The sequence below is a fragment of the Microcoleus sp. CAWBG640 genome (assembly GCF_020883015.1).
GTDB lineage: Bacteria > Cyanobacteriota > Cyanobacteriia > Cyanobacteriales > Microcoleaceae > Microcoleus > Microcoleus anatoxicus.
Map to the genome: position 1 here is coordinate 46,312 of NZ_JAHRFC010000010.1, position 17,966 is coordinate 64,277.

Consider the following 17,966-nt stretch of genomic DNA (forward strand, 5'->3'; position numbering starts at 1 on the left):
AGCCTGCGCTAACTTGTAGGGGGTGGCAACTTCAACTTTTCAATAATTTCTCTGCTTAACAGTCACAGTCAGTTGAAAACCCAGTGCATCCAGTAAAGCACTCAAACAGTAAATTTCCGATCCTTTTTTTTCCGACAATAGTTCGCCCAGTTTGGTCAAAAGTGCTGTAACATCTTCTGAGAGTTCATTCATCCTGTGATGAGCCTCAACAACATCATTTAATGCCAGCTTTAGCACCTCTGAATTCTCCTCCTCCAAGCAAGCCTCAATATAAGGAGCTGCCTCTAAAGGAGCTTTTAGAGATTCAATTAATTCTTCTTGATAGCTGATACTTCTAGACATCATCTCTACTCTCATAATCCCTCCAGTATTTTAGCTTTAGCTCTGCTATCTCGCAACGCATCCCGCCACTCTGAGAAAGGAATTTTTCCATCTGCTGTTTGGTAATTTTGAATGTCTCTCGGTTGTACTTCCATTATGGCTGATACAAAATAGTTTGTGGCTTTTAAAACACTTCATCCTCGATGCCGAGCCACCATTCCCCCAGATTCATTAAATCTTTGTGAATGTCGGTAAGTTCTGTAACATATTCTTCGGCAGAAATTTCCGATCGCCTTTCTTGCAGTTTTTTGAGTCGGAGTTGCACTAACAGCCAAGGTTTGGAACTCCCATCGGTGGCTTCGATATATTTTGCTACATCTTGGCTATTCATGATTCTTTTTTAGATTGGATTTTTTTTACCACAGAGAGCGCAGAGAGCGCAGAGGAAGAGAAGAGTGAAAGATGAATAATTTTGATGCCAACTGATTTAATATCATACCACTTTTGAAACCAATTCAAAAGCTCTCATGTTCCCCAGTCGGTTGAAACCGACTTGAGCTTTGAGCCAGGGGTTTAAACCCCTGGCGGACTCGTGGACTCGCAGCTAAACATTCTTTACCTGTAATCGGAAGTCTGAATGCTATTCAATTTCGCTGCATATTTCATGCCGTATTCTGGGCGGCAGAAGCGATCGAGCTGTGACTCGAAAAATGCTCGATTTGCCTTCAAATGCTTCGGATTTGGGTCGTCCAAAGGATATAACAGCGCAGTCCGCAATGCTTGAAATACTGCGGAAGTTACACAATACATCGATCGCTGAAATGTTACTCCAATTTGATTGAGGATATCATCTTCGCCACGACAGCGCCCTTTGTAGAAATCCAGCAAGTAAGGCGGCAAGAAATGCAACATATCTTGGGCTAGCAATGTCGGTGGAATTCCTGCCGTACCTACGGGGAATTTGTCTGCATACAACACTCCGTAGTGGAAGTCTTTTTGATCTTCAGGAATTTCTTTAGCTTGGGCGTTGTAAGATTTTGTACCTCGGAACGGCGAAGTGCGGTAAAATACAGCTTCTACGTAAGGTAATGCTGCTTCGTAAAGCCAAGTGAAACCTTTGGATTTCGGGATGATTTCGTAGGTTTCGCCGTCGATTTGGACATGGTGGTAAATGGGCCTTCCGGCGATCGCAAATATCCCATTTACCAGGAAGTTCATCGCATCGGGGACTGTCTTAACTTTCCCTTCATCGTAAAGATCCGAAACTTCAAAAAACACTGGTGCCATTACTTCCCAGAATAAACCGAGATTGCTGTAATAAGACATTTGGCGACATTGTTCTAAAAACATTTCGGGAAATGCTGCATGAAGTCCCAGCATGAACGGGTCTTTTTTGAAGTAAGCTTTAATGGCGCGATCGGCATTAGCTTTATATTCGTCACTGTCCAAATAAGGATCGAATTGATTCGTCGGCACGTACAAGCCCCGGTGCCACAGCATGGATCTCATGCACTCTTCGGCAAATTCCATGTTAATGCGATCGTGCCACAAATGGTGAAACAGCCGTGGTAGTTTACCAGTTTCTCCCTTTTCCATGAACTCCAAAAGTTCAGGGTGAACGCTGCCAGTCCCCCGCCATATTCGCAAATCTGCACCGTCACCTGCATAGTGATTTTGCAAGTCTAAATACTCTTGGGGTAAGAAGTATTTAAAGAAAGGAAGCGGGTGTAAAAATACCCGTTCAGCGATGTAAAGCAAATCCCGCCAGTAGAAGTCCATCGGGACTGCATAAGCTTTCCAAATAGCGATGATTTGCATCAGATTTTCCGGCGTATCTGGAATCATCGCGCCGCCTGCTTCTAGCCGATGAATTACCTCCGCAAATTCGTGCTTGGAAGGAGGTAGTTTAGTTGCCGGTTTATTAGGAGTTTGTACCATTGTTTCTTCCTTTGGTTTGAGTGAATTTCAATATTTATCTACTCGTTATCTACTCGTTCCCAGGCTCTGCCTGGGAACGTAGATCCGGAGGCTCTGCCTCCAATTTTCCTAATCTCTCGCGAGGCAGAGCCTCTAGATATCGGTTCCCAGGCAGAGCCTAGGAACCAGTTAAATCTCTCGCGAGGCAGAGCCTCTAGATATCGGTTCCCAGGCAGAGCCTAGGAACCAGTTAATTTCTTAGTCCACGGAGGCGGACTTCGTTTGTGTAGATGCGATTTCAATCGCCGACTTTTCTACGGAATAACTAATAGCTACTTGAGCATTTCTGTCAGCCGGAAGAGTAGCAACGATCGCATTTGTAGTCGATTCGCTCCACTTCAGCAACCAACCAGGCTGAATTCCTAACACAAAAATGATACCAGCCAAAACCAGCGCTGGCATATTTTCGCCAAAGGTAACAGGAGGATAGTAAGCCGTAGCGTTATCCAACTTCCCAAAACAGGTGCGATTGAGTAGAATCACAAAGTAAACGGCTGTTAAACCAGAAGCTAAAATGCAGATTAAAGTGGGAATTGGAAAGATAGAAAAACTGCCCTGAAATACTAAAAATTCGGCAATAAAACCCACCAAACCAGGAATACCGGCACTTGCCATCCCACCCAAAACTAACAGCGAACTTGCCGTCGGTAAACCCCGCATCGGATTCATCAAGCCGTTGAGCACGTCCAAATCCCGCGTGCCGACTTTGGTTTCGATGATGCCTACTAAATAAAATAGCAAAGCTAAAATCAAGCCGTGGCTTACCATTTGCCCGACAGCGCCGATTAACGCGAGTTTCGTGCCCGCTGCACAGGCTACCAGGATGTATCCCATATGTCCGATCGAACTATAGGCTACCATGCGCTTGATGTCTTTTTGGGCGATCGCGCTCAAAGCCCCGTACATCACACTTACCGTGCCAATAATCGCCAAACCGGGAGCGATAATTGACCAAGTTTCGGGAAACATCTGCAAACCGAACCGGATTAATCCGTAAGTTCCCAACTTCGCCAAAATGCCACCCAGCAGAATTGCAGTTGCTGGTGAAGCTTCGACGTAAGCATCCGGTAGCCAAGTATGTAGGGGTACTAAGGGAACTTTAATCGCCAACCCAAGTAGCACAATTGTTAACAGGATCAATTGTGTTTTAAAGGATAAATCCTGAGTATGAATCGCACTGTAATCGAAGTTTAAAGAGCCACTCAGCCAAGCAACACCTAAAAATCCTCCTAAAACTAAAAGTCCTGAAATAGCCGTGTAGATCAGAAACTTCATCGCAGCATATTCTCGCTGCTTGCCGCCCCAAATTGCAATTAACAGGTAAAAAGGAATTAATTCTAGTTCGTAAAAAAGTACAAACAGCAGCAAATTTTGAGACATCAAAGCTCCAGCAATACCAGCATTGATTAGCAGAATTAATGCGTAGTAAAGTTGGGGTCTAGCCACCGCTTCGCCAGTGCCATAAATGACTAATAGCGTTAGTAATGCACTCAAAACCAGCAGTGGCAAAGACAAGCCATCAATGCCTAATTTGTAGCTCAAACCTAATTGCGGAATCCAAGGCAAATATTCTTGAAATTGCAGTCCCGAATTAGCTGGATCGAATTGAGTCAGTAGCCAGATATTTAATACAAAAACAGCAAGAGCAAAAGCTGATGCTATTGAACGCAGTCGCATCCCATTCATGTTTCCGGGTAGGAACCCGACTACCGCAGCGCCCAACGCGGGCAACCAGAGCAAGGCACTAAGCATAATGTGTGAAAAGTGAAGAGTAAAGAATCAATTTTTCTCGTTCTTTTTGTTTGACAATTTGAGAGTTGAGATGTTACAGTCCTGGACGCAGGTGTCACCCTTAGTAAGGTGCGTCAGATCCGAAACCATCGATCATCGTCCTATAGCTTCGTCTGACGCACCCTACAAGTCTATGTTGATTTTCCCCAAATTATCAATCCAAAATTGCATTACGATTAAACAAGAATATTGACTGCACCCGTGTCTAAATCGTAGTAGCCACCAACAATCTTCAGTTTATTCTCAGCAATTAACTTAGAGATGACTGGAGATGCTTTTAACTTGTTAGCTTGTAGCACCACATTGGCTTTGCAGGCATTTTCTAGCCGATCGCCGGTTTTGTCTTTTGAGCTTTCTACAGCAGGCTTAATGGCTGCTAGCAAACTGCCAATTTGACCGGGAACTTCAGCACCTTTGATGGTTGCGTCTACCGCACCGCACCTTTCATGTCCGATTACCACCAGGACTTTTGCTCCCAATACCAGGGTGCCATATTCCAGGCTGCCAATTTCTTCTGGGGTAGCAACATTTCCGGCTACGCGACAGACAAATAAATCTCCGAACCCCCGATCGAATATCATCTCAGGAGGAAAGCGGGAATCTGCACAGCCGAGAATCGCCGCAAAGGGTTTTTGAGATTTGGCAACTTCGGTGAGGCGAACAAAGTCTTGGTTGGGAGTTTGGCGTTTTCTGTCCACAAACCGCTTGTTCCCGTCCATTAACTGTTTCAAAGCTGCATCGGGAGTCAAGTCATTTTGAGCGATTGCTGGTTCTGGTGCAACCACATCACCGCCTACTCGTGCTGCGAGTATCCCTGTGCCGATCGCACCTGCGACAAATTTGAGGGAATTGCGCCGGGAAAGATTGACTTTTTTGTCGTTTATATTCATGGATGTTGCCGTATTTGAAAATGTTTGAAATCTTGGTTCAAGAATTCGTGATTTTAAGATTGTAGACTAAAAGTGGCACCTAAAATCCAAAATCTTATTGTCTCTTTACCCGCCCACAATCAGCGATAAGCGAGCTAATAGAGGCCAGCTTACAATCAGTCCCAAAATTCCAACTCCGAAGAGAATTGTCAAGGCGTAAAATTGAGTTTGACCATTAACGTTGTACTTGAGGCTTTGCCCGCCGAAAACCGTTGCCAAACCGATCAAGTTCACGAATCCGTCAACAATATTGCGATCGACCCAAGAGACAATTTGAGCCACTAAACCGACTGCAAATATCACGGTGACGCGGTAAAGTTTGGCAGTGTAAAAGTCGTAGGCAAAAAAGTCTTGTAGGGCTTGAGAACCAATTCGCACTGGTTTTTCCCATTTCTCATTCAGGTAAACAAATGCTCCTGCACCGATGCCGATCGCACTTGACAAAACTACCAGTCCAGTTACGGTATAATTCAAACTAGCTACAGGTAACAATTGCCACGCTGCCAAAAAATGCGGAACGTGCAAAGTAAAGCCCATTAAAATCATCATCGGTAAGATGAATGGCCAATGAACTTCTGGCGAACGTTCGGTCATTTGCTTTGGTTTACCACCGAAAACTAAGCCGAAGACGCGCACTAGCCCAAAAGCAGTGACACCATTGACAAACAAAACTATTCCTAACAAGAAAGGGTGAGTTTCCGAAAGTCCTGATGTGAATTCTTCTAAAGCCCAGAAACAGCCGAAGGGCGGTAATCCAACCAATCCAGCGCTACCGACAATAAACGAGATTGCCGATACCGGACGTTTTCCCCACAAACCACCGAGAGAACGGACATCCTGAGTGATACTGTTCCAAACTACCGAACCGATGCTCATTACCAACAAACCCATTGCTAAGCTGTAGGCAAAGATCAATGTCAGGGCGGTTTCGGCTTGTCCCGTGCCGACGGCGATAAATACTAAGCCCATGTATGAGCTAACTATATAGGAAAGCGTGCGCTTGATGTCGATTTGGGCGATCGCAATTAAGGAAGCACCCACCGCCGTCGCAGCACCTACAATAATAGTTGTCTCTAGTCCGATCGGCGACAAAGCAATTACCGGCTGTAATTTAATCAAAATCCAAGCACCAGTCTCCACGACTACGGTGTTCCGCAAAATCGTAGCCGGCAGAGGGCCCTCCATTGCCTCATCCAGCCACAGGTGCAAGGGAAACTGAGCGCATTTCCCCATCGGGCCAGCAATCAAAGCCAAGGCCAACAACGTCGCGACAGTGGGGTCAACCTTCGCAGTCTGAGCCCACACAGCCAACTCGTCAAAATTCCAAGTTCCAGCCAGCGGCAGAATTGAGACTACTCCCATCAACAGGAATAAATCTCCTACCCGCTTGGTTAAGAAAGCATCGCGAGCTCCTGTAACCACCAAAGACTGATTGAACCACAGCCCGACTAGCAGGTAGGTGCCCAAAGTGAGAACTTCCAAAATCATGTAACTGAAAAACAGGGAATTGCAGAGCACTAAGCCACACATCCCCGCTTCAAACAGCCCCATCAGGGAAAAGAACCTAGCCCAGCCCCAGTCCATTTCCATGTAACCAAAGGCATAAATCTGCGCCAGCAAGTTCAGTCCCGTAACCAAAACTGTCGCCCCGACGGTGACACTAGAGATTTCGACGGGAATGGTTAAGTCTAAACCTGCGACATTCAGCCAGGGTATGAACTGCTGTTGTGCTGGCTGGTTCCAGATAGCTGTGAGGGCGATGACGCCGTGTACGAAAGCCAGGAATGTGAAGATGGCATTAAGATAACCGGATGGCCTTGGCCCCGTGCGGCGGGTGACAGCCGGAAACCACAGCATCGACAGAACTCCACCGATGAGTGGATAGCAAGGTATTAACCAAACGGTCTGGAGTAGGATTTGAGCCATTGGCATTACCTGTAAATGTTACAAAACTTTAAAAATCTGAGAATAATTCCGATCGCCCTGACTACAGTATGGGAAAGCCAGAATTCAGAAGTAGAGGCATTTTTTGCGTCAGTCTTCCAGTTACTGGTTGTCTTGAGACTAGGCGCTTCAGAATAGACTTATTAATTTTATATTAAGTATTGCGTTAAATTTTCAGATTTCTGATTCACCATATTTATCTGTACCTATAAACTCTACTTATAATATCGTTTACGGTTGTATCGGAATGATTTAACCGCAGAGAGCGCAGAGGGCACAGAGGAGGAGAAGAGAGAGATGAATACAGGACGATACCAACGGATTTGATATCAGATGGCCAGCGGACTCGATGTATCAGTTTTTTTACTTATTGATAAACAAGGTTGTATACAAAGCGAGAACGGTCGATCGCACTTTCGATGGAATCCATGATTGATTGCTCTAAAATATTAAAACGGCTCTATTTCCCAAGCGGATTCGGGAAGTTTCGCTCTTAGCTGTCCGATCGCCCTTGACCTAACATTCACTAGACCGATCGGCGTACTCAACAAATCTACCAGATCCGAAGAGCCGATCGCGCGCTTCACCGCAGCAACCGGCAATTCCTTCAACAGCCACCTCGCCAGCCGATACAAATATTCCTGTGTTGTCAATTCTCGCATCAAATCGACACCGTGGAGTTCGTGCAAGTATTTATTAGATTCACCGTACCGATACCATTGACTTTGCAACTGTTTTAATGTACTGCGGTGTCGGTGTCGCACAATGGCACTTTCGACAAAATCCAACTTATAAGATGTTTCCCGCAAAATCCGCCAGCACAAATCCGCATCGCCACCACTCGTAAGGTAGGGGCGAAATAAACCGACTGTTTCTAAAACAAGCTTGCGTACAGCTAAATTGGCAGTTTGGCCGTAGGCACAAAAAGGGTGAGCGAGTGTATGTTTTTGAGATAGAGTATTTTGGCGATCGGCGTGTTGTTCTAAAATAGTTTTACCGGGTAATGCGAGTATTTCCCCGGCGGAAAGCGCTATTTCTGGATTCACAAAAGGCTGAACTAAATTTTCCAACCACTCAGATTCCGGGCGACAGTCTGTATCAGTAAAGGCAATGATTTCACCTTTCGAGTTGTGAATTCCTTGGTTGCGGGCGGCGTAGGAACTTTGAATCTGGTTTTCAGTGAGGTGGCGAATAGTTATTCTATCCAAATCCCCTCCCCCTCTTGGTAAAGGGGGGTTAGAAACTCCTATCTTACCTCCCCCCCTTACCAAGGGGGGGACTGAGGGGGGGTTAGAGACTGCTGTTTCGAGGATTGCTGAAGTGCGATCGCGACTGTTGTTGTCTACTAATATATATTCTACTTTGTCTGGTGGATAAGTTTGCGATCGCAAACACTCAATTAACTCCGGCAAATCCGCCTCACCGTTATAAATTGGCACTACCACCGAAACTTCCGGTAAAAACATTTTAATCATTCAAAACAACTCTTCCTTCGCGCTCTTCGCGTCTTCGCGGTTCGTTCAAATAATTAAAAAGCGTTATTAAGTTCCATTAGACATCTCCCAAAAAGCGAGTCTTGAACAGGCAGGCGGTGTCCTGAGCGTAGTCGAAGGGTCGAAGGGATGCCTGTTCCACAACTACCTTTGAATTCTTGTGGAACAGGCATCTTGCCTGTTATTGACACTAGACAATATCTCTTACATCCCCTGCACAATGCCTTACCCAATCCACAGTCAACTGTTGCCAGTCAACAAAACAATCATTAACACCAGGAGCGCGTTAGTCAAATAAAATATACCTACAACCTGAGTTTCTAACCAGCCAGACAACTCTAAATGATGGTGCAGAGGAGCCATTTTTAACAGACGCTTGCCGATGCCATCGGGCCCTTTTGTAGCCTTGTAATAACTGACTTGAGCTATGACTGACAGCGTTTCTACCAAGAAAATGATGCTGATGATTAATAATATCCAAAGGCTATTAGTTAATAAAGCTACCGCAGCCAAAGCACCTCCCAAGGCTAAGGCACCTGTATCGCCCATAAACACGCGGGCTGGATTGCGGTTGTGAGTCAAGAAACCCAAACAACTGCCGCTCATACAGACACAAAATATCATTAATTCGGGTGAAGTTGAAGCTACAGATGCACCTAATCCCAAAAGTGCGATCGCCCCCAAACCACCCATCAATCCGTCAACGCCATCCGTAAGATTAGTAGCATTGCTTTCGGCAACCAGCACAAAACCAGCCAGCGGCCAAAACAGCAAACCTAAGGGCAATACTATCCCAAATGGCAAAGGAATATTTGTAGAAATAGTGGGTTGATGAAACATTAGCCACAGACAAAATAGAGCAGCAAAACCTATTTGCAAAGCCAACTTCATCCGAGGAGAAATACCTTTATTCGACTTGCGGCGCAGAATTTGCCAGTCATCTAACCAGCCGATAAAACCGTAAGCTAAAGTTAGAGCCGAAACTGCCACCACATCAGAGTTAAACCTAGACCAAAGTAAGGCGACAGCGACTCCTACAGGCACAAAAAATATGCCTCCCATGGTGGGGGTTCCTGCTTTTTTCAAGTGTGCTTGAGGGCCGTCCTCGCGGATTATTTGTCCGGCTTTGAGTTTTTGAAGTAAAGGTACAACTACAGAACCCAAACCCGCTGCGCACAAAGCACAAACAACTAGCGGCATAAATAGGGATGTAGGTGAATTTAAAAATCTACCCGCGGCCAAATCTAAACCGATAGATGCAATGCCGAGCCCCAAACTCAGCAGCAGGAATAAATTCCTGCCTGTAAGTTTTAAAGCCATACTCAAAGAAACTTTCTCATCCAAAAAGTTATCCATAAAACTCCTCACCACACACCATTTGATAACAAGAAAATTGACAGTTTGGTAATTTGGGTATGGCATTGACTATCGGGGAAGTTATGAGTTTTTTTCTTCCCTGTTACTAGCTAAGTCCTGCACCCTATTAGTCCCTATTAGACCTCTCCCGTAATTATTGTAGAACCAGCCCTTTAGCTTGTTCTTGACTTTCTTTTTAGGAGATGTCTATTAGTCGTTAGTCATCGCCAGCAGCCACATCGTCATCAACTTCGTCGTCTAAGTCATCATAGGGGTTGTCGTCAACTGCCATCAATTCTGAGATTTCTTCTTCGTGTAGATAGTCCGGTTCTTGAACATCCCTTGCTAACAGGCGATTGGTAGATTCCAGCCAATCTAACAGAGAAGATTGCTGCTTTAATGGAATGACATCAGCAGGAAGATGGCGGGGTATTTGACGCAGAGATGGGTTGTACATAATTCTCGGTTTTTAAACACAAATACTCGATCGAATTGAGGTAATTTGCTTGCCTGACCACTACTTTGATGTAGCCTTGGAAATCGGGTATTTAGCAGAGCTAAAGCATTATACCACAGGCTCCTTTTGGTTCCGGATCTAGGTACGATGGCCCATGGTTAAGGCGATCGTACCCAGGCTTGCGCGCTAGATTAGCACAAAATCCGCTCGGAGTCATCATCTTTTTGCAGTAATATTTTAGTTTGAAACCAGATTTTGTTACTTCTCCTCGGATATATTCGGATAGATGGCGATCGACCATTGAATCCATCCCATCCACTCTACACATCCAATCTCAAAAGCTCAAACTCTTTGAGAGTAAAGCTTTTATCGCTTTTGGGGTATTAAAATTTTCCCGAAGTGAATATCTCTACAACTTGCATCAAGGACGAGAAATCCCAGAATGGACATAACAGCAGCAGTTTTATACACCAAGGATGGCTACGATACAGGCGGCAAAAGGCTTTTAGGGCGTCATTCCGCCGGAGAAGGATTTCTCAAAAGCTTAGTCCAACACGGAACTGCGGACTCTCTCTACTGTTGCGCCGACAGCGAAGCCACATTTCAAGAGTTTTGTACCCGCATTCAGCCCTGGCTGTCCCAACCTCGGAAAGTCCGGTGGATTCAGAAAGAGCGACCCGATTTGCTATCTGCGCCTGGTACAATTTACCGACCCGATCCAGCCCTTTCAGACATGGTTTGGGGACGTCGATTTGTCAATCAGCGGGCCTACAGCGTTTGCGGCGTTACCCACACGATCGCAACTAAGTATGTCATGGATGCGATCGGAAATTTAGTCACAGCACCAGTACAACCTTGGGACGCCCTCATCTGCACCTCTGCCGCCGTCAAACACACCGTCGAACAAGTAATGACTAGCTGGGGCGAGTACCTAGCACAGCGTACAGGCGGTAAACCCGAAATTTTGGTCAAATTGCCAGTTATTCCCCTAGGAGTCGATTGCAGCGTCTTTGCACAAGGCGTAGACGCACTCAATAGTCGCCATCAACAGCGGCAAGAACTCGGAATTTCTGCCGACGATATAGTCGTATTATTTGTCGGGAGATTAACCTTTTCCGCAAAAGCTCATCCGGTACCAATGTACATGGCCCTGGAAGGCGCAGCGCAACAAACCAAGACTAAAATTCACTTAATCCAAGCCGGTTGGATCGAAGATCCGAGAGAAGAACCCGACTTTAAAAACAGCGCCAAAGTATTTTGTCCCTCAGTAAATACTATTTTCTTAGACGGAAGAAATCCAGAAATTAGAGTCAATATTTGGTCAGCGGCCGATATTTTTATTTCGCTTTCCGACAACATTCAAGAAACCTTTGGGCTGACCCCCATTGAAGCGATGGCGAATGGATTGCCCTGTATAGTCTCCGATTGGAACGGATACAAAGAATCAGTCCGTCATGAAATAGATGGTTTCAGAATTCCCACACTGATACCGCCACCGGAATCTTGTTTAGACTTAGCGATAAATTATCTAGATGATAGTTTAAATTGGCCGACTTACATGGGTCATACTTCCCTAGCCACAGCGGTTGACATCGATGCTTGCACTCGCGCTTTGTGCCAATTAATTGCAGACAGCGAATTGAGAAAGCGGATGGGGGAAAATGCCCGACAAAGAGCCAGGGAAGTTTATGATTGGAAAGTGGTAATTGCCGCTTACGAACAGTTGTGGCGAGAATTGGCAGAAATTCGCCTTCTTGCACCAGAATCTGCCCCTGTAAAACCAGGAATGCCACCTTATCCCCTGGGTGACGATCCATTTCGGGTGTTAAGCCATTATTCGACTCGAACTTTAAGCAATGAGATGATGCTGAGTCTGGGTAAAATAGCCACACCGGAACTTGTGAGGCAGTTACAGACAATTTGGTTTACCAGTTTTGGTCAAGACCGGAGAATTTCTGTTAGCATTCAGATGGAGATCTTGGAGACAATTAAGCAAGAAGGTACTGTCAGCGTGGGAGAAGCGATCGCACGCTATGTTAAAAACGAGCAAGAATTAGCAGACCTCTATCGGACTCTGCTCTATTTTGTGAAGTTTGGCATCTTAGTCATTGGTTAATACTCGGCGATTCAAGTATTCGGCGATTGAAATCGCTACTACACAAACAAAGTCCGCCTGCGCGGACTAAAGAGTATCAGAATATTTTTCCTTCTTCCTTCTTCCTGAATTTCCCCCCTTGGGGGGGGCAGGGGGGGGTGACTTCTTCCTTCTTCCTTCTTCCTTCTTAAAAAATCATGATTGGAAAATCTGGACTATTAGAAATAATTGCGGGTAAGAATCGCGGCTTGCTGGCGACGGCTAGCGACAAACAGGCGATTTTAAGTGCGATCGCCTCTTTGGAAGATTTCAACCCCACACCTCGCCCCGTGGAAGCCACAGAGCTCTTAAATGGGGATTGGCGGTTATTATACACCACCAGCCGCGCACTGCTGAATCTCGACGGTTTTCCCTTGTTAAAACTCGGTCAAATTTATCAATGTATCCGAATTAAAGAATCTAAAATCTATAACATTGCTGAACTTTACGGATTGCCTTATTTAGAGGGAATAGTCAGCGTAGCGGCAAAATTTGAAGCAACTTCAGAATGTCGAGTACAAGTAAAATTTGAGCGGTCAATTTTAGGTTTACGCAGCTTGATTGGCTATGAATCTCCGGTTAAGTTTATCAATGAGATTGAGTCGGGTAAAAAGTTCACTGCTGTAGATTTCGGGCTGGATGCACGGGAACAACAGGGATGGCTGGATGTTACTTATTTGGATAGCGATTTGCGGATTGGGCGCGGGAATGAAGGAAGTGTGTTTGTATTGACAAAAGAGTGAGTTTGTGATACTTGATTTAGACAGAGAATTCATTCCCTGGCGGACTGGCGGACTAAAAGCTTAGTCTAAACACCAACGGAAACTGCCCTATCCCTACAATCAATCTGGCGTATAATACAATAATCACCAACCACCAACCACCAACTAAAAATCATGTACCCAGAAAAACACTGGAGAAAACTACAAGGCGAAACAGTCAACAAACAATACTACCTGGAAGAATACCTAGGATGTGGAGGATATGGAGCCGTATACAAAGCAGATGAAGTAATCAAAGACGATTTCATCAGGGAAGTAGCAATCAAACTAATCGCCTTAGAAGAAGATGAAACCAAAGCCAAAAAACAACTAAACGAAATAAGAGCAGCAGCCAACCTGCTACACGAAAACATCATCCGTAGCTACACAGTAGGCTGCTGCGAAGTCAAAGAAGACGAATATTTATTCATAGTCATGGAAATCGCCACAATCACCCTAGAAAAAAAACTAAAAACCGGAAAACTATCCATAACAGAAGTACAAAAAATAGTCCAAGCCACAGCAGCAGTATTAAACTATCTACACAATTCAGATCCGCGAAAAGTCCACAGAGACATCAAACCAGCCAACCTGCTATACGCAGCGGATAAATGGAAAGTATCCGACTTGGGACTGCTCCGAGAAATCGGCACCAACTCGCTGAGAACCCAAGATATAAAAGGTACACCATCCTATGTTCCCCCAGAATCCTATCAGGGAGTAGTAGGAACAGGATGGGATATGTGGTCTCTGGGAATCATGACAGCAGAAATCCTGACAGGAAGTCTACCATTCACAGGAAACACAGACCAAGAATTGCAAAAAAAAATCCTAGAAGCACAGCCGGAAATAGACTGGTCAAAAATACAAGAACCATTCACGGCCATAATCAGGGGATGTTTGAAAAAAGAGCGAGAAAATAGATGGACAGCGGAACAAGTATTGACAGCCTTAGCACCAAAACAGGACTTATACACTCCGACCAAAGAAACCGGGTTTTTATCAGATTCTTCGTTGTTACCAACAGATTCAGTAAAAAACCCGGTTTCTGATCCCATCCTAGCCCCGGCCCCTAAGCTTAGTCGAATCGATCAATTGCTAGCATCAATATCCGCACCAATACCTAAGCCAAAACCAGCGCCTCCTGAAATCCCGATGATTTCAGCCGTGGGGATGGATTATACAAACTTGCGGAATTTATTGGCGGCCAAAAAGTGGAAAGAAGCCGATGAGGCAACCAGGAGAGTGATGTTGAAAGTGGCGGGTAGGGAGGAAAAAGGATGGCTAGATATAGAAAGTATTGATAATTTTCCCTGCGAGGACTTGCGTACCATTGACCAACTTTGGGTAAAATACAGCAATGGGCGCTTCGGCTTTAGCGTGCAGAAGCGCATCTATCAAAGTCTGGGGGGAACTAGGAAATATGATGGTAAAGTATGGGAAGCGTTTGGCGACAAGGTAGGTTGGAAAAAAAATAACTCATGGCTGTACTACAAAGACATCACTTTTTCAGAGAATTTTTTCAGAAAAGCACCAGAAGCTCACCTCCCTGTGGTGTGGGGGTTTTGTTGTTGTGGGAGGAGGAGAAGCGGGTGGTGGTGTTCGACCGGTTCTGTGGGTGGTCTCTTCTCTCGCGTCGAGACTTGTAAAGTGTAACATCTAAGCGTTACAGATTTTTATTAAGACTTGTGAACTAGACTTTTTGAACGAAGCCATGCCTGTTCTACGTTTCCGATACCTGGCACTCGCTATCATCTGTTTCCGGCTCGTTCTTCGTAGTTTTTTGTAGTATCTGCCCCGCTATTTGCGGGTTGTAAAAATTAGCAAAGTTGAAACGGAAAACCTGATAATACTGACGCACCCTACGCGGAGGAGTTTAAATGCCGAACAGCTTAGCATAGGTTGGGAAATAACCTAAAATCCAATTTATTGTTATACCAATTTTTTATGAAGCTGCATAGAATTCGATCCCCCCTAACCCCCCTTAAGAAGGGGGGGACAAGAGTCGAATCAAAGTCCCCCTTCTTAAGGGGGATTTAGGGGGATCGGAATATGTGCAACGACCCATTAAATTGGTATTACTCCGTCGGTTTTTCCTGTTCTTTCTGTTCCGTCGGCATTGACTTTCTGACAGCTAGCACTAACTCCGCTTCGGTACATCGATACAAGTCCCGCATTCGGAATACTTGCCAAACTTCCATCTTTGGCAATGTTCGGCCCTTTTCCCAGTTGCGAATTGAAGATTCAGCACATTCTAGTATATGTGCTACGTCTATAATTTTCAGCCCCGCACGTTCTCTTAAGGCTCTCAGATCCATAGATGACCGAACCTTTTGACAGAATAAGCGTTAATATTTAGCGCTAAATATTGACATAGAAAGTGAGTTTGGTGTTTAATCATAGTAGTAGAGGCGTTAGTCGATTTCCGGCAAGAGACTTGCTAACGCCCTTTCCTGTACTCCTTACGAATACCAGACGATTATGACACAAAACGGTTATCAACAGGGATTCACCGGGAATCCTGGTGCGATCGCGTACCAAAAACGGCTTTACCCTTGGGCGATCGCCAAACTCATGCCAAATATGCAGCGCGCGATTGTGGGGCGATTTCGGAGGCGATCGGATGCTGACGGCCATTTGCTGTGTCTGCGTCAACTAATGCCTCAAGTAAGGTTTGTCGTAGTCTTTGACTTGCAACCAGACTTAGAAGTAGCAATTCCCGCGCCGACAGTAATTCGATAAACACCGCATCAAAATCAAACAAACCGGGTTTTTTGCGGTTTTTGCGGGCTGTAACGAGTATTTTCGCAAAAACCCGGTTTCTGGGCCCCCAGCAGATAAATATCAACTTCAGTTAGGATTAAATTATCCTTAATTCACTTTTGAATCATGACTTATACAACTCCAAAATTCATCGTGTCTCAAGTAGGTGAAATCCCCCAATGGCAAGCCGCCACATGGGAAGATTATGTAGCTGCTTGCGAAGATCCATCTTTGGAAGAAGCTAGAATATGTTTTTATGAAGGATATCTTTGGATAGACATGGGTAATGAAGGAATTAATCACGCCAGATTTAACAACCTCTTGACTCTGGTGTTTGGATTTTGGTTTGTCAGCAAAGGAGGACAAGCTTTTGATGATTTGGGTGGATGTGTAATTGAGAAACCAAAGGTGGGAGGAGGTGCGCCCGATCGCATTTTATACGTTGGCGGAGATTTCATCCAGTGGCAAAAAGGGGAACCGCGCCGAGTCAATCTGAATAAATCGCGAATTCCCGATTTAGTGATAGAAACTTCCGATACTACTTTGACGAGCGATTTAGATCAAAAGAAGCGCTTGTATGCTGCTTTAGGAATTCCTGAATATTGGGTGGTAGATATTAAAGGCGAGAGAGTTTTGGCATTTCGATTGAACGAGAATGGCAACTATCAGGAGTGTGAAATTTCTGGTGCGCTTCAGGGTTTACCAATTGCGTTGCTATCGGAGACTTTGAAACTTTTGACTCAGGGAAATGGGACGGCGGCGATGTGGTTTGCTCAACAAATTGGGAATTTGTAAATGGGGGTGGGGAAAAGTGCGATCGATCATGGCTCACGACATTGAGCAAATTGCAGACTACATCGCTAGTCAATCGGGACTCGATAAAGCCGATCGCTTTTTAAGCAAACTCGACGCAAAATAGGCCAAAATTGCTCAGTTTCCCAACATTGGACGACAACGAGACGAGATTTTGCCATGTCTACGCAGTATCCCGATGGATAACTATCTTATACTCTATATGGCGATCGGACAGGATGTAGAAATCTTTCGAGTTGTCAGTGGTTATCGAGATTTGTCAGACCTGTTCACGGATGTTGATGATTCAATTTAATTCATCTCAGAATAACAGATAGTTTGGGCGCATAAACTGTCACATAAATTTCATAATGGGCATAAAAAAGCTTACCAAAAACAAAAAAAATAACAGACACAAAAATGTTCCGACTCTCCCAAAGCCAACTCAAAATCATCCAAGAATGCCCGCGCAAATTCCAACACAGCTACCTAGAACTCCTCGCCACCCACACATCCCCAGAACACCAAGAAAAACTCGCATGGGGTAGCCGATTTCACCTATTAATGCAGCAGCGCGAACTAGGATTGCCCCTGGCCTTCATCACTGAAAAAGAAATTGAAATGGAACGCTGTCTGGTAGCATTTATCCATAGCGCCCCCGAACTTTTTACCCAGTATCAAAAGGATGAAAAAACCTTCCGCCAAGCGGAACATCCCCGTACCTTCATTTTTCAAGATTACCTATTCACCGTCATCTACGATTTGCTAATAGCAGAACCCAACCAAGCTCAAATTCTCGACTGGAAAACCTATCCCCGTCCTCAAGAATTCCACTGGATTTCCCAAACTTGGCAAACTCGCCTCTATTTATATGTATTAGTAGAAACCAGCGATTATTCCCCGGAACAAGTTTCTATGACATATTGGTTTGTGCAATTGCAAGGAGAGGAACCGCCACAAAGCCTCACATTTTCTTACAGTCAAATAGAACACGATCGCACAAAACAAGATTTAACCAACCAGTTGCACCAGCTTAGCCAGTGGCGAGAGGAATATGCCCGATCCGGTGAATTTTTACCCCAAGTACACATTAATTCCCATGTCTGTAATTCCTGTCAATTCGCCCCTCGTTGCAACCGAACCAAAGACACCAAAGCTTCCTTAGCCAATTTTGTTGTAGAACCTCCGACGGATTGGCTACCAAATATTGCTATAATCGATGAAATAAGTATTTAACAGGACTGACGC

The 17,966-nt window shown here is 45.0% G+C and carries 19 protein-coding genes; 9 read left to right on the plus strand and 10 right to left on the minus strand.

All coding sequences use genetic code 11. The annotated features are described in order from the left end of the window. Nucleotides 1–39: 39 nt before the first annotated feature. From AAFP11_RS07680 to AAFP11_RS07705, 6 genes are all read right to left on the minus strand, one after another. Nucleotides 40–345, minus strand: coding sequence for a transcriptional regulator (locus AAFP11_RS07680; RefSeq protein ID WP_341736503.1), 306 nt, complete (start codon nucleotides 343–345; stop codon nucleotides 40–42). A 160-nt stretch (nucleotides 346–505) separates the two neighbouring features. Next, nucleotides 506–712: a hypothetical protein gene (locus tag AAFP11_RS07685; RefSeq protein ID WP_341736504.1), complete on the minus strand. Its 207-nt coding sequence runs from the start codon at nucleotides 710–712 to the stop codon at nucleotides 506–508. Between the two features lie 224 nt (nucleotides 713–936). Then, nucleotides 937–2,259: a CO2 hydration protein gene (locus AAFP11_RS07690; protein WP_341736505.1), complete on the minus strand. Its 1,323-nt coding sequence runs from the start codon at nucleotides 2,257–2,259 to the stop codon at nucleotides 937–939. 237 nt (nucleotides 2,260–2,496) lie between these two features. After that, the gene (locus tag AAFP11_RS07695; protein WP_341736506.1) at nucleotides 2,497–4,050 is read right to left on the minus strand and encodes an NADH-quinone oxidoreductase subunit M; all 1,554 of its coding nucleotides are present in this window, start codon (nucleotides 4,048–4,050) and stop codon (nucleotides 2,497–2,499) included. Between the two features lie 215 nt (nucleotides 4,051–4,265). After that, nucleotides 4,266–4,979 carry a carbonic anhydrase gene (locus tag AAFP11_RS07700; protein ID WP_341736507.1) on the minus strand — a complete coding sequence of 238 codons (714 nt, stop codon included), beginning with the start codon at nucleotides 4,977–4,979 and terminating at the stop codon, nucleotides 4,266–4,268. A gap of 105 nt (nucleotides 4,980–5,084) precedes the next feature. Next, a complete protein-coding gene (locus AAFP11_RS07705) occupies nucleotides 5,085–6,944 on the minus strand; it encodes an NAD(P)H-quinone oxidoreductase subunit F (RefSeq protein ID WP_341736508.1) in 1,860 nt (619 codons plus the stop codon). Nucleotides 6,945–6,959: 15 nt separating this feature from the next. On the opposite strand from AAFP11_RS07705, the gene AAFP11_RS07710 reads away from it, so the two are divergent. After that, a complete protein-coding gene (locus AAFP11_RS07710; protein ID WP_341736509.1) occupies nucleotides 6,960–7,100 on the plus strand; it encodes a hypothetical protein in 141 nt (46 codons plus the stop codon). Nucleotides 7,101–7,411: 311 nt separating this feature from the next. Here the strand turns inward: AAFP11_RS07710 and AAFP11_RS07715 are convergent, their stop codons facing one another. From AAFP11_RS07715 to AAFP11_RS07725, 3 genes are all read right to left on the minus strand, one after another. Beyond that, nucleotides 7,412–8,437, minus strand: a complete 1,026-nt coding sequence (locus tag AAFP11_RS07715) for a glycosyltransferase (protein WP_341736510.1) — start codon at nucleotides 8,435–8,437, stop codon at nucleotides 7,412–7,414. A gap of 258 nt (nucleotides 8,438–8,695) precedes the next feature. Beyond that, complete coding sequence (gene mraY / locus AAFP11_RS07720) at nucleotides 8,696–9,811, minus strand: phospho-N-acetylmuramoyl-pentapeptide-transferase (RefSeq protein WP_341736511.1); 1,116 nt, start codon at nucleotides 9,809–9,811, stop codon at nucleotides 8,696–8,698. Between the two features lie 217 nt (nucleotides 9,812–10,028). Next, complete coding sequence (locus AAFP11_RS07725) at nucleotides 10,029–10,268, minus strand: DUF3134 domain-containing protein (RefSeq protein WP_340522256.1); 240 nt, start codon at nucleotides 10,266–10,268, stop codon at nucleotides 10,029–10,031. Nucleotides 10,269–10,510: 242 nt separating this feature from the next. Between AAFP11_RS07725 and AAFP11_RS07730 the strand changes: the two genes are divergently transcribed. The 4 genes from AAFP11_RS07730 to AAFP11_RS07745 all read left to right on the plus strand — a co-directional run bounded on the left by AAFP11_RS07730 (nucleotide 10,511) and on the right by AAFP11_RS07745 (nucleotide 14,819). Next, nucleotides 10,511–10,720: a hypothetical protein gene (locus tag AAFP11_RS07730; protein ID WP_341736512.1), complete on the plus strand. Its 210-nt coding sequence runs from the start codon at nucleotides 10,511–10,513 to the stop codon at nucleotides 10,718–10,720. Next, complete coding sequence (locus AAFP11_RS07735) at nucleotides 10,711–12,384, plus strand: glycosyltransferase family 4 protein (RefSeq protein ID WP_341736513.1); 1,674 nt, start codon at nucleotides 10,711–10,713, stop codon at nucleotides 12,382–12,384. The genes AAFP11_RS07730 and AAFP11_RS07735 overlap by 10 nt, the downstream gene beginning before the upstream one ends. Nucleotides 12,385–12,560: 176 nt before the next feature. Next, entirely contained in the window at nucleotides 12,561–13,145 is a 585-nt protein-coding gene (locus AAFP11_RS07740) for a PAP/fibrillin family protein (RefSeq protein ID WP_341736514.1), read from the plus strand. A 153-nt stretch (nucleotides 13,146–13,298) separates the two neighbouring features. Continuing rightward, nucleotides 13,299–14,819 (plus strand): serine/threonine-protein kinase, encoded by a 1,521-nt coding sequence (locus AAFP11_RS07745; protein WP_341736515.1) that lies wholly within the window; start codon nucleotides 13,299–13,301, stop codon nucleotides 14,817–14,819. Nucleotides 14,820–15,241: 422 nt separating this feature from the next. Here AAFP11_RS07745 and AAFP11_RS07750 read toward each other — a convergent pair whose 3' ends face one another. Further along, entirely contained in the window at nucleotides 15,242–15,481 is a 240-nt protein-coding gene (locus tag AAFP11_RS07750; protein WP_341736516.1) for a helix-turn-helix transcriptional regulator, read from the minus strand. A gap of 163 nt (nucleotides 15,482–15,644) precedes the next feature. Here AAFP11_RS07750 and AAFP11_RS07755 point away from each other — a divergent pair, with 163 nt between their 5' ends. The 4 genes from AAFP11_RS07755 (at nucleotide 15,645) to AAFP11_RS07770 (ending at nucleotide 17,954) form a co-directional block, all read left to right on the plus strand. After that, complete coding sequence (locus AAFP11_RS07755) at nucleotides 15,645–15,905, plus strand: hypothetical protein (protein ID WP_341736517.1); 261 nt, start codon at nucleotides 15,645–15,647, stop codon at nucleotides 15,903–15,905. Nucleotides 15,906–16,052: 147 nt separating this feature from the next. Continuing rightward, on the plus strand, nucleotides 16,053–16,721 hold the full coding sequence (locus tag AAFP11_RS07760; RefSeq protein ID WP_341736518.1) for a Uma2 family endonuclease: 669 nt from the start codon (nucleotides 16,053–16,055) through the stop codon (nucleotides 16,719–16,721). A gap of 130 nt (nucleotides 16,722–16,851) precedes the next feature. After that, nucleotides 16,852–17,034 (plus strand): type II toxin-antitoxin system RelE/ParE family toxin, encoded by a 183-nt coding sequence (locus AAFP11_RS07765; protein ID WP_341736589.1) that lies wholly within the window; start codon nucleotides 16,852–16,854, stop codon nucleotides 17,032–17,034. Nucleotides 17,035–17,138: 104 nt separating this feature from the next. Continuing rightward, nucleotides 17,139–17,954: a PD-(D/E)XK nuclease family protein gene (locus tag AAFP11_RS07770; RefSeq protein ID WP_341736519.1), complete on the plus strand. Its 816-nt coding sequence runs from the start codon at nucleotides 17,139–17,141 to the stop codon at nucleotides 17,952–17,954. The last annotated feature ends 12 nt before the right edge of the window (nucleotides 17,955–17,966 follow it).

What these genes read in the sequence shown, in the direction of transcription:
- AAFP11_RS07680 (WP_341736503.1), bottom strand. Translation starts at nt 345, where the DNA reads ATGATGTCTAGAAGTATCAGCTATCAAGAAGAATTAATTGAATCTCTA.
- AAFP11_RS07685 (WP_341736504.1), bottom strand. Translation starts at nt 712, where the DNA reads ATGAATAGCCAAGATGTAGCAAAATATATCGAAGCCACCGATGGGAGT.
- AAFP11_RS07690 (WP_341736505.1), bottom strand. Translation starts at nt 2,259, where the DNA reads ATGGTACAAACTCCTAATAAACCGGCAACTAAACTACCTCCTTCCAAG.
- AAFP11_RS07695 (WP_341736506.1), bottom strand. Translation starts at nt 4,050, where the DNA reads ATGCTTAGTGCCTTGCTCTGGTTGCCCGCGTTGGGCGCTGCGGTAGTC.
- AAFP11_RS07700 (WP_341736507.1), bottom strand. Translation starts at nt 4,979, where the DNA reads ATGAATATAAACGACAAAAAAGTCAATCTTTCCCGGCGCAATTCCCTC.
- AAFP11_RS07705 (WP_341736508.1), bottom strand. Translation starts at nt 6,944, where the DNA reads ATGGCTCAAATCCTACTCCAGACCGTTTGGTTAATACCTTGCTATCCA.
- AAFP11_RS07710 (WP_341736509.1), top strand. Translation starts at nt 6,960, where the DNA reads ATGTTACAAAACTTTAAAAATCTGAGAATAATTCCGATCGCCCTGACT.
- AAFP11_RS07715 (WP_341736510.1), bottom strand. Translation starts at nt 8,437, where the DNA reads ATGATTAAAATGTTTTTACCGGAAGTTTCGGTGGTAGTGCCAATTTAT.
- mraY (WP_341736511.1), bottom strand. Translation starts at nt 9,811, where the DNA reads ATGGATAACTTTTTGGATGAGAAAGTTTCTTTGAGTATGGCTTTAAAA.
- AAFP11_RS07725 (WP_340522256.1), bottom strand. Translation starts at nt 10,268, where the DNA reads ATGTACAACCCATCTCTGCGTCAAATACCCCGCCATCTTCCTGCTGAT.
- AAFP11_RS07735 (WP_341736513.1), top strand. Translation starts at nt 10,711, where the DNA reads ATGGACATAACAGCAGCAGTTTTATACACCAAGGATGGCTACGATACA.
- AAFP11_RS07740 (WP_341736514.1), top strand. Translation starts at nt 12,561, where the DNA reads ATGATTGGAAAATCTGGACTATTAGAAATAATTGCGGGTAAGAATCGC.
- AAFP11_RS07745 (WP_341736515.1), top strand. Translation starts at nt 13,299, where the DNA reads ATGTACCCAGAAAAACACTGGAGAAAACTACAAGGCGAAACAGTCAAC.
- AAFP11_RS07750 (WP_341736516.1), bottom strand. Translation starts at nt 15,481, where the DNA reads ATGGATCTGAGAGCCTTAAGAGAACGTGCGGGGCTGAAAATTATAGAC.
- AAFP11_RS07755 (WP_341736517.1), top strand. Translation starts at nt 15,645, where the DNA reads ATGACACAAAACGGTTATCAACAGGGATTCACCGGGAATCCTGGTGCG.
- AAFP11_RS07760 (WP_341736518.1), top strand. Translation starts at nt 16,053, where the DNA reads ATGACTTATACAACTCCAAAATTCATCGTGTCTCAAGTAGGTGAAATC.
- AAFP11_RS07770 (WP_341736519.1), top strand. Translation starts at nt 17,139, where the DNA reads ATGTTCCGACTCTCCCAAAGCCAACTCAAAATCATCCAAGAATGCCCG.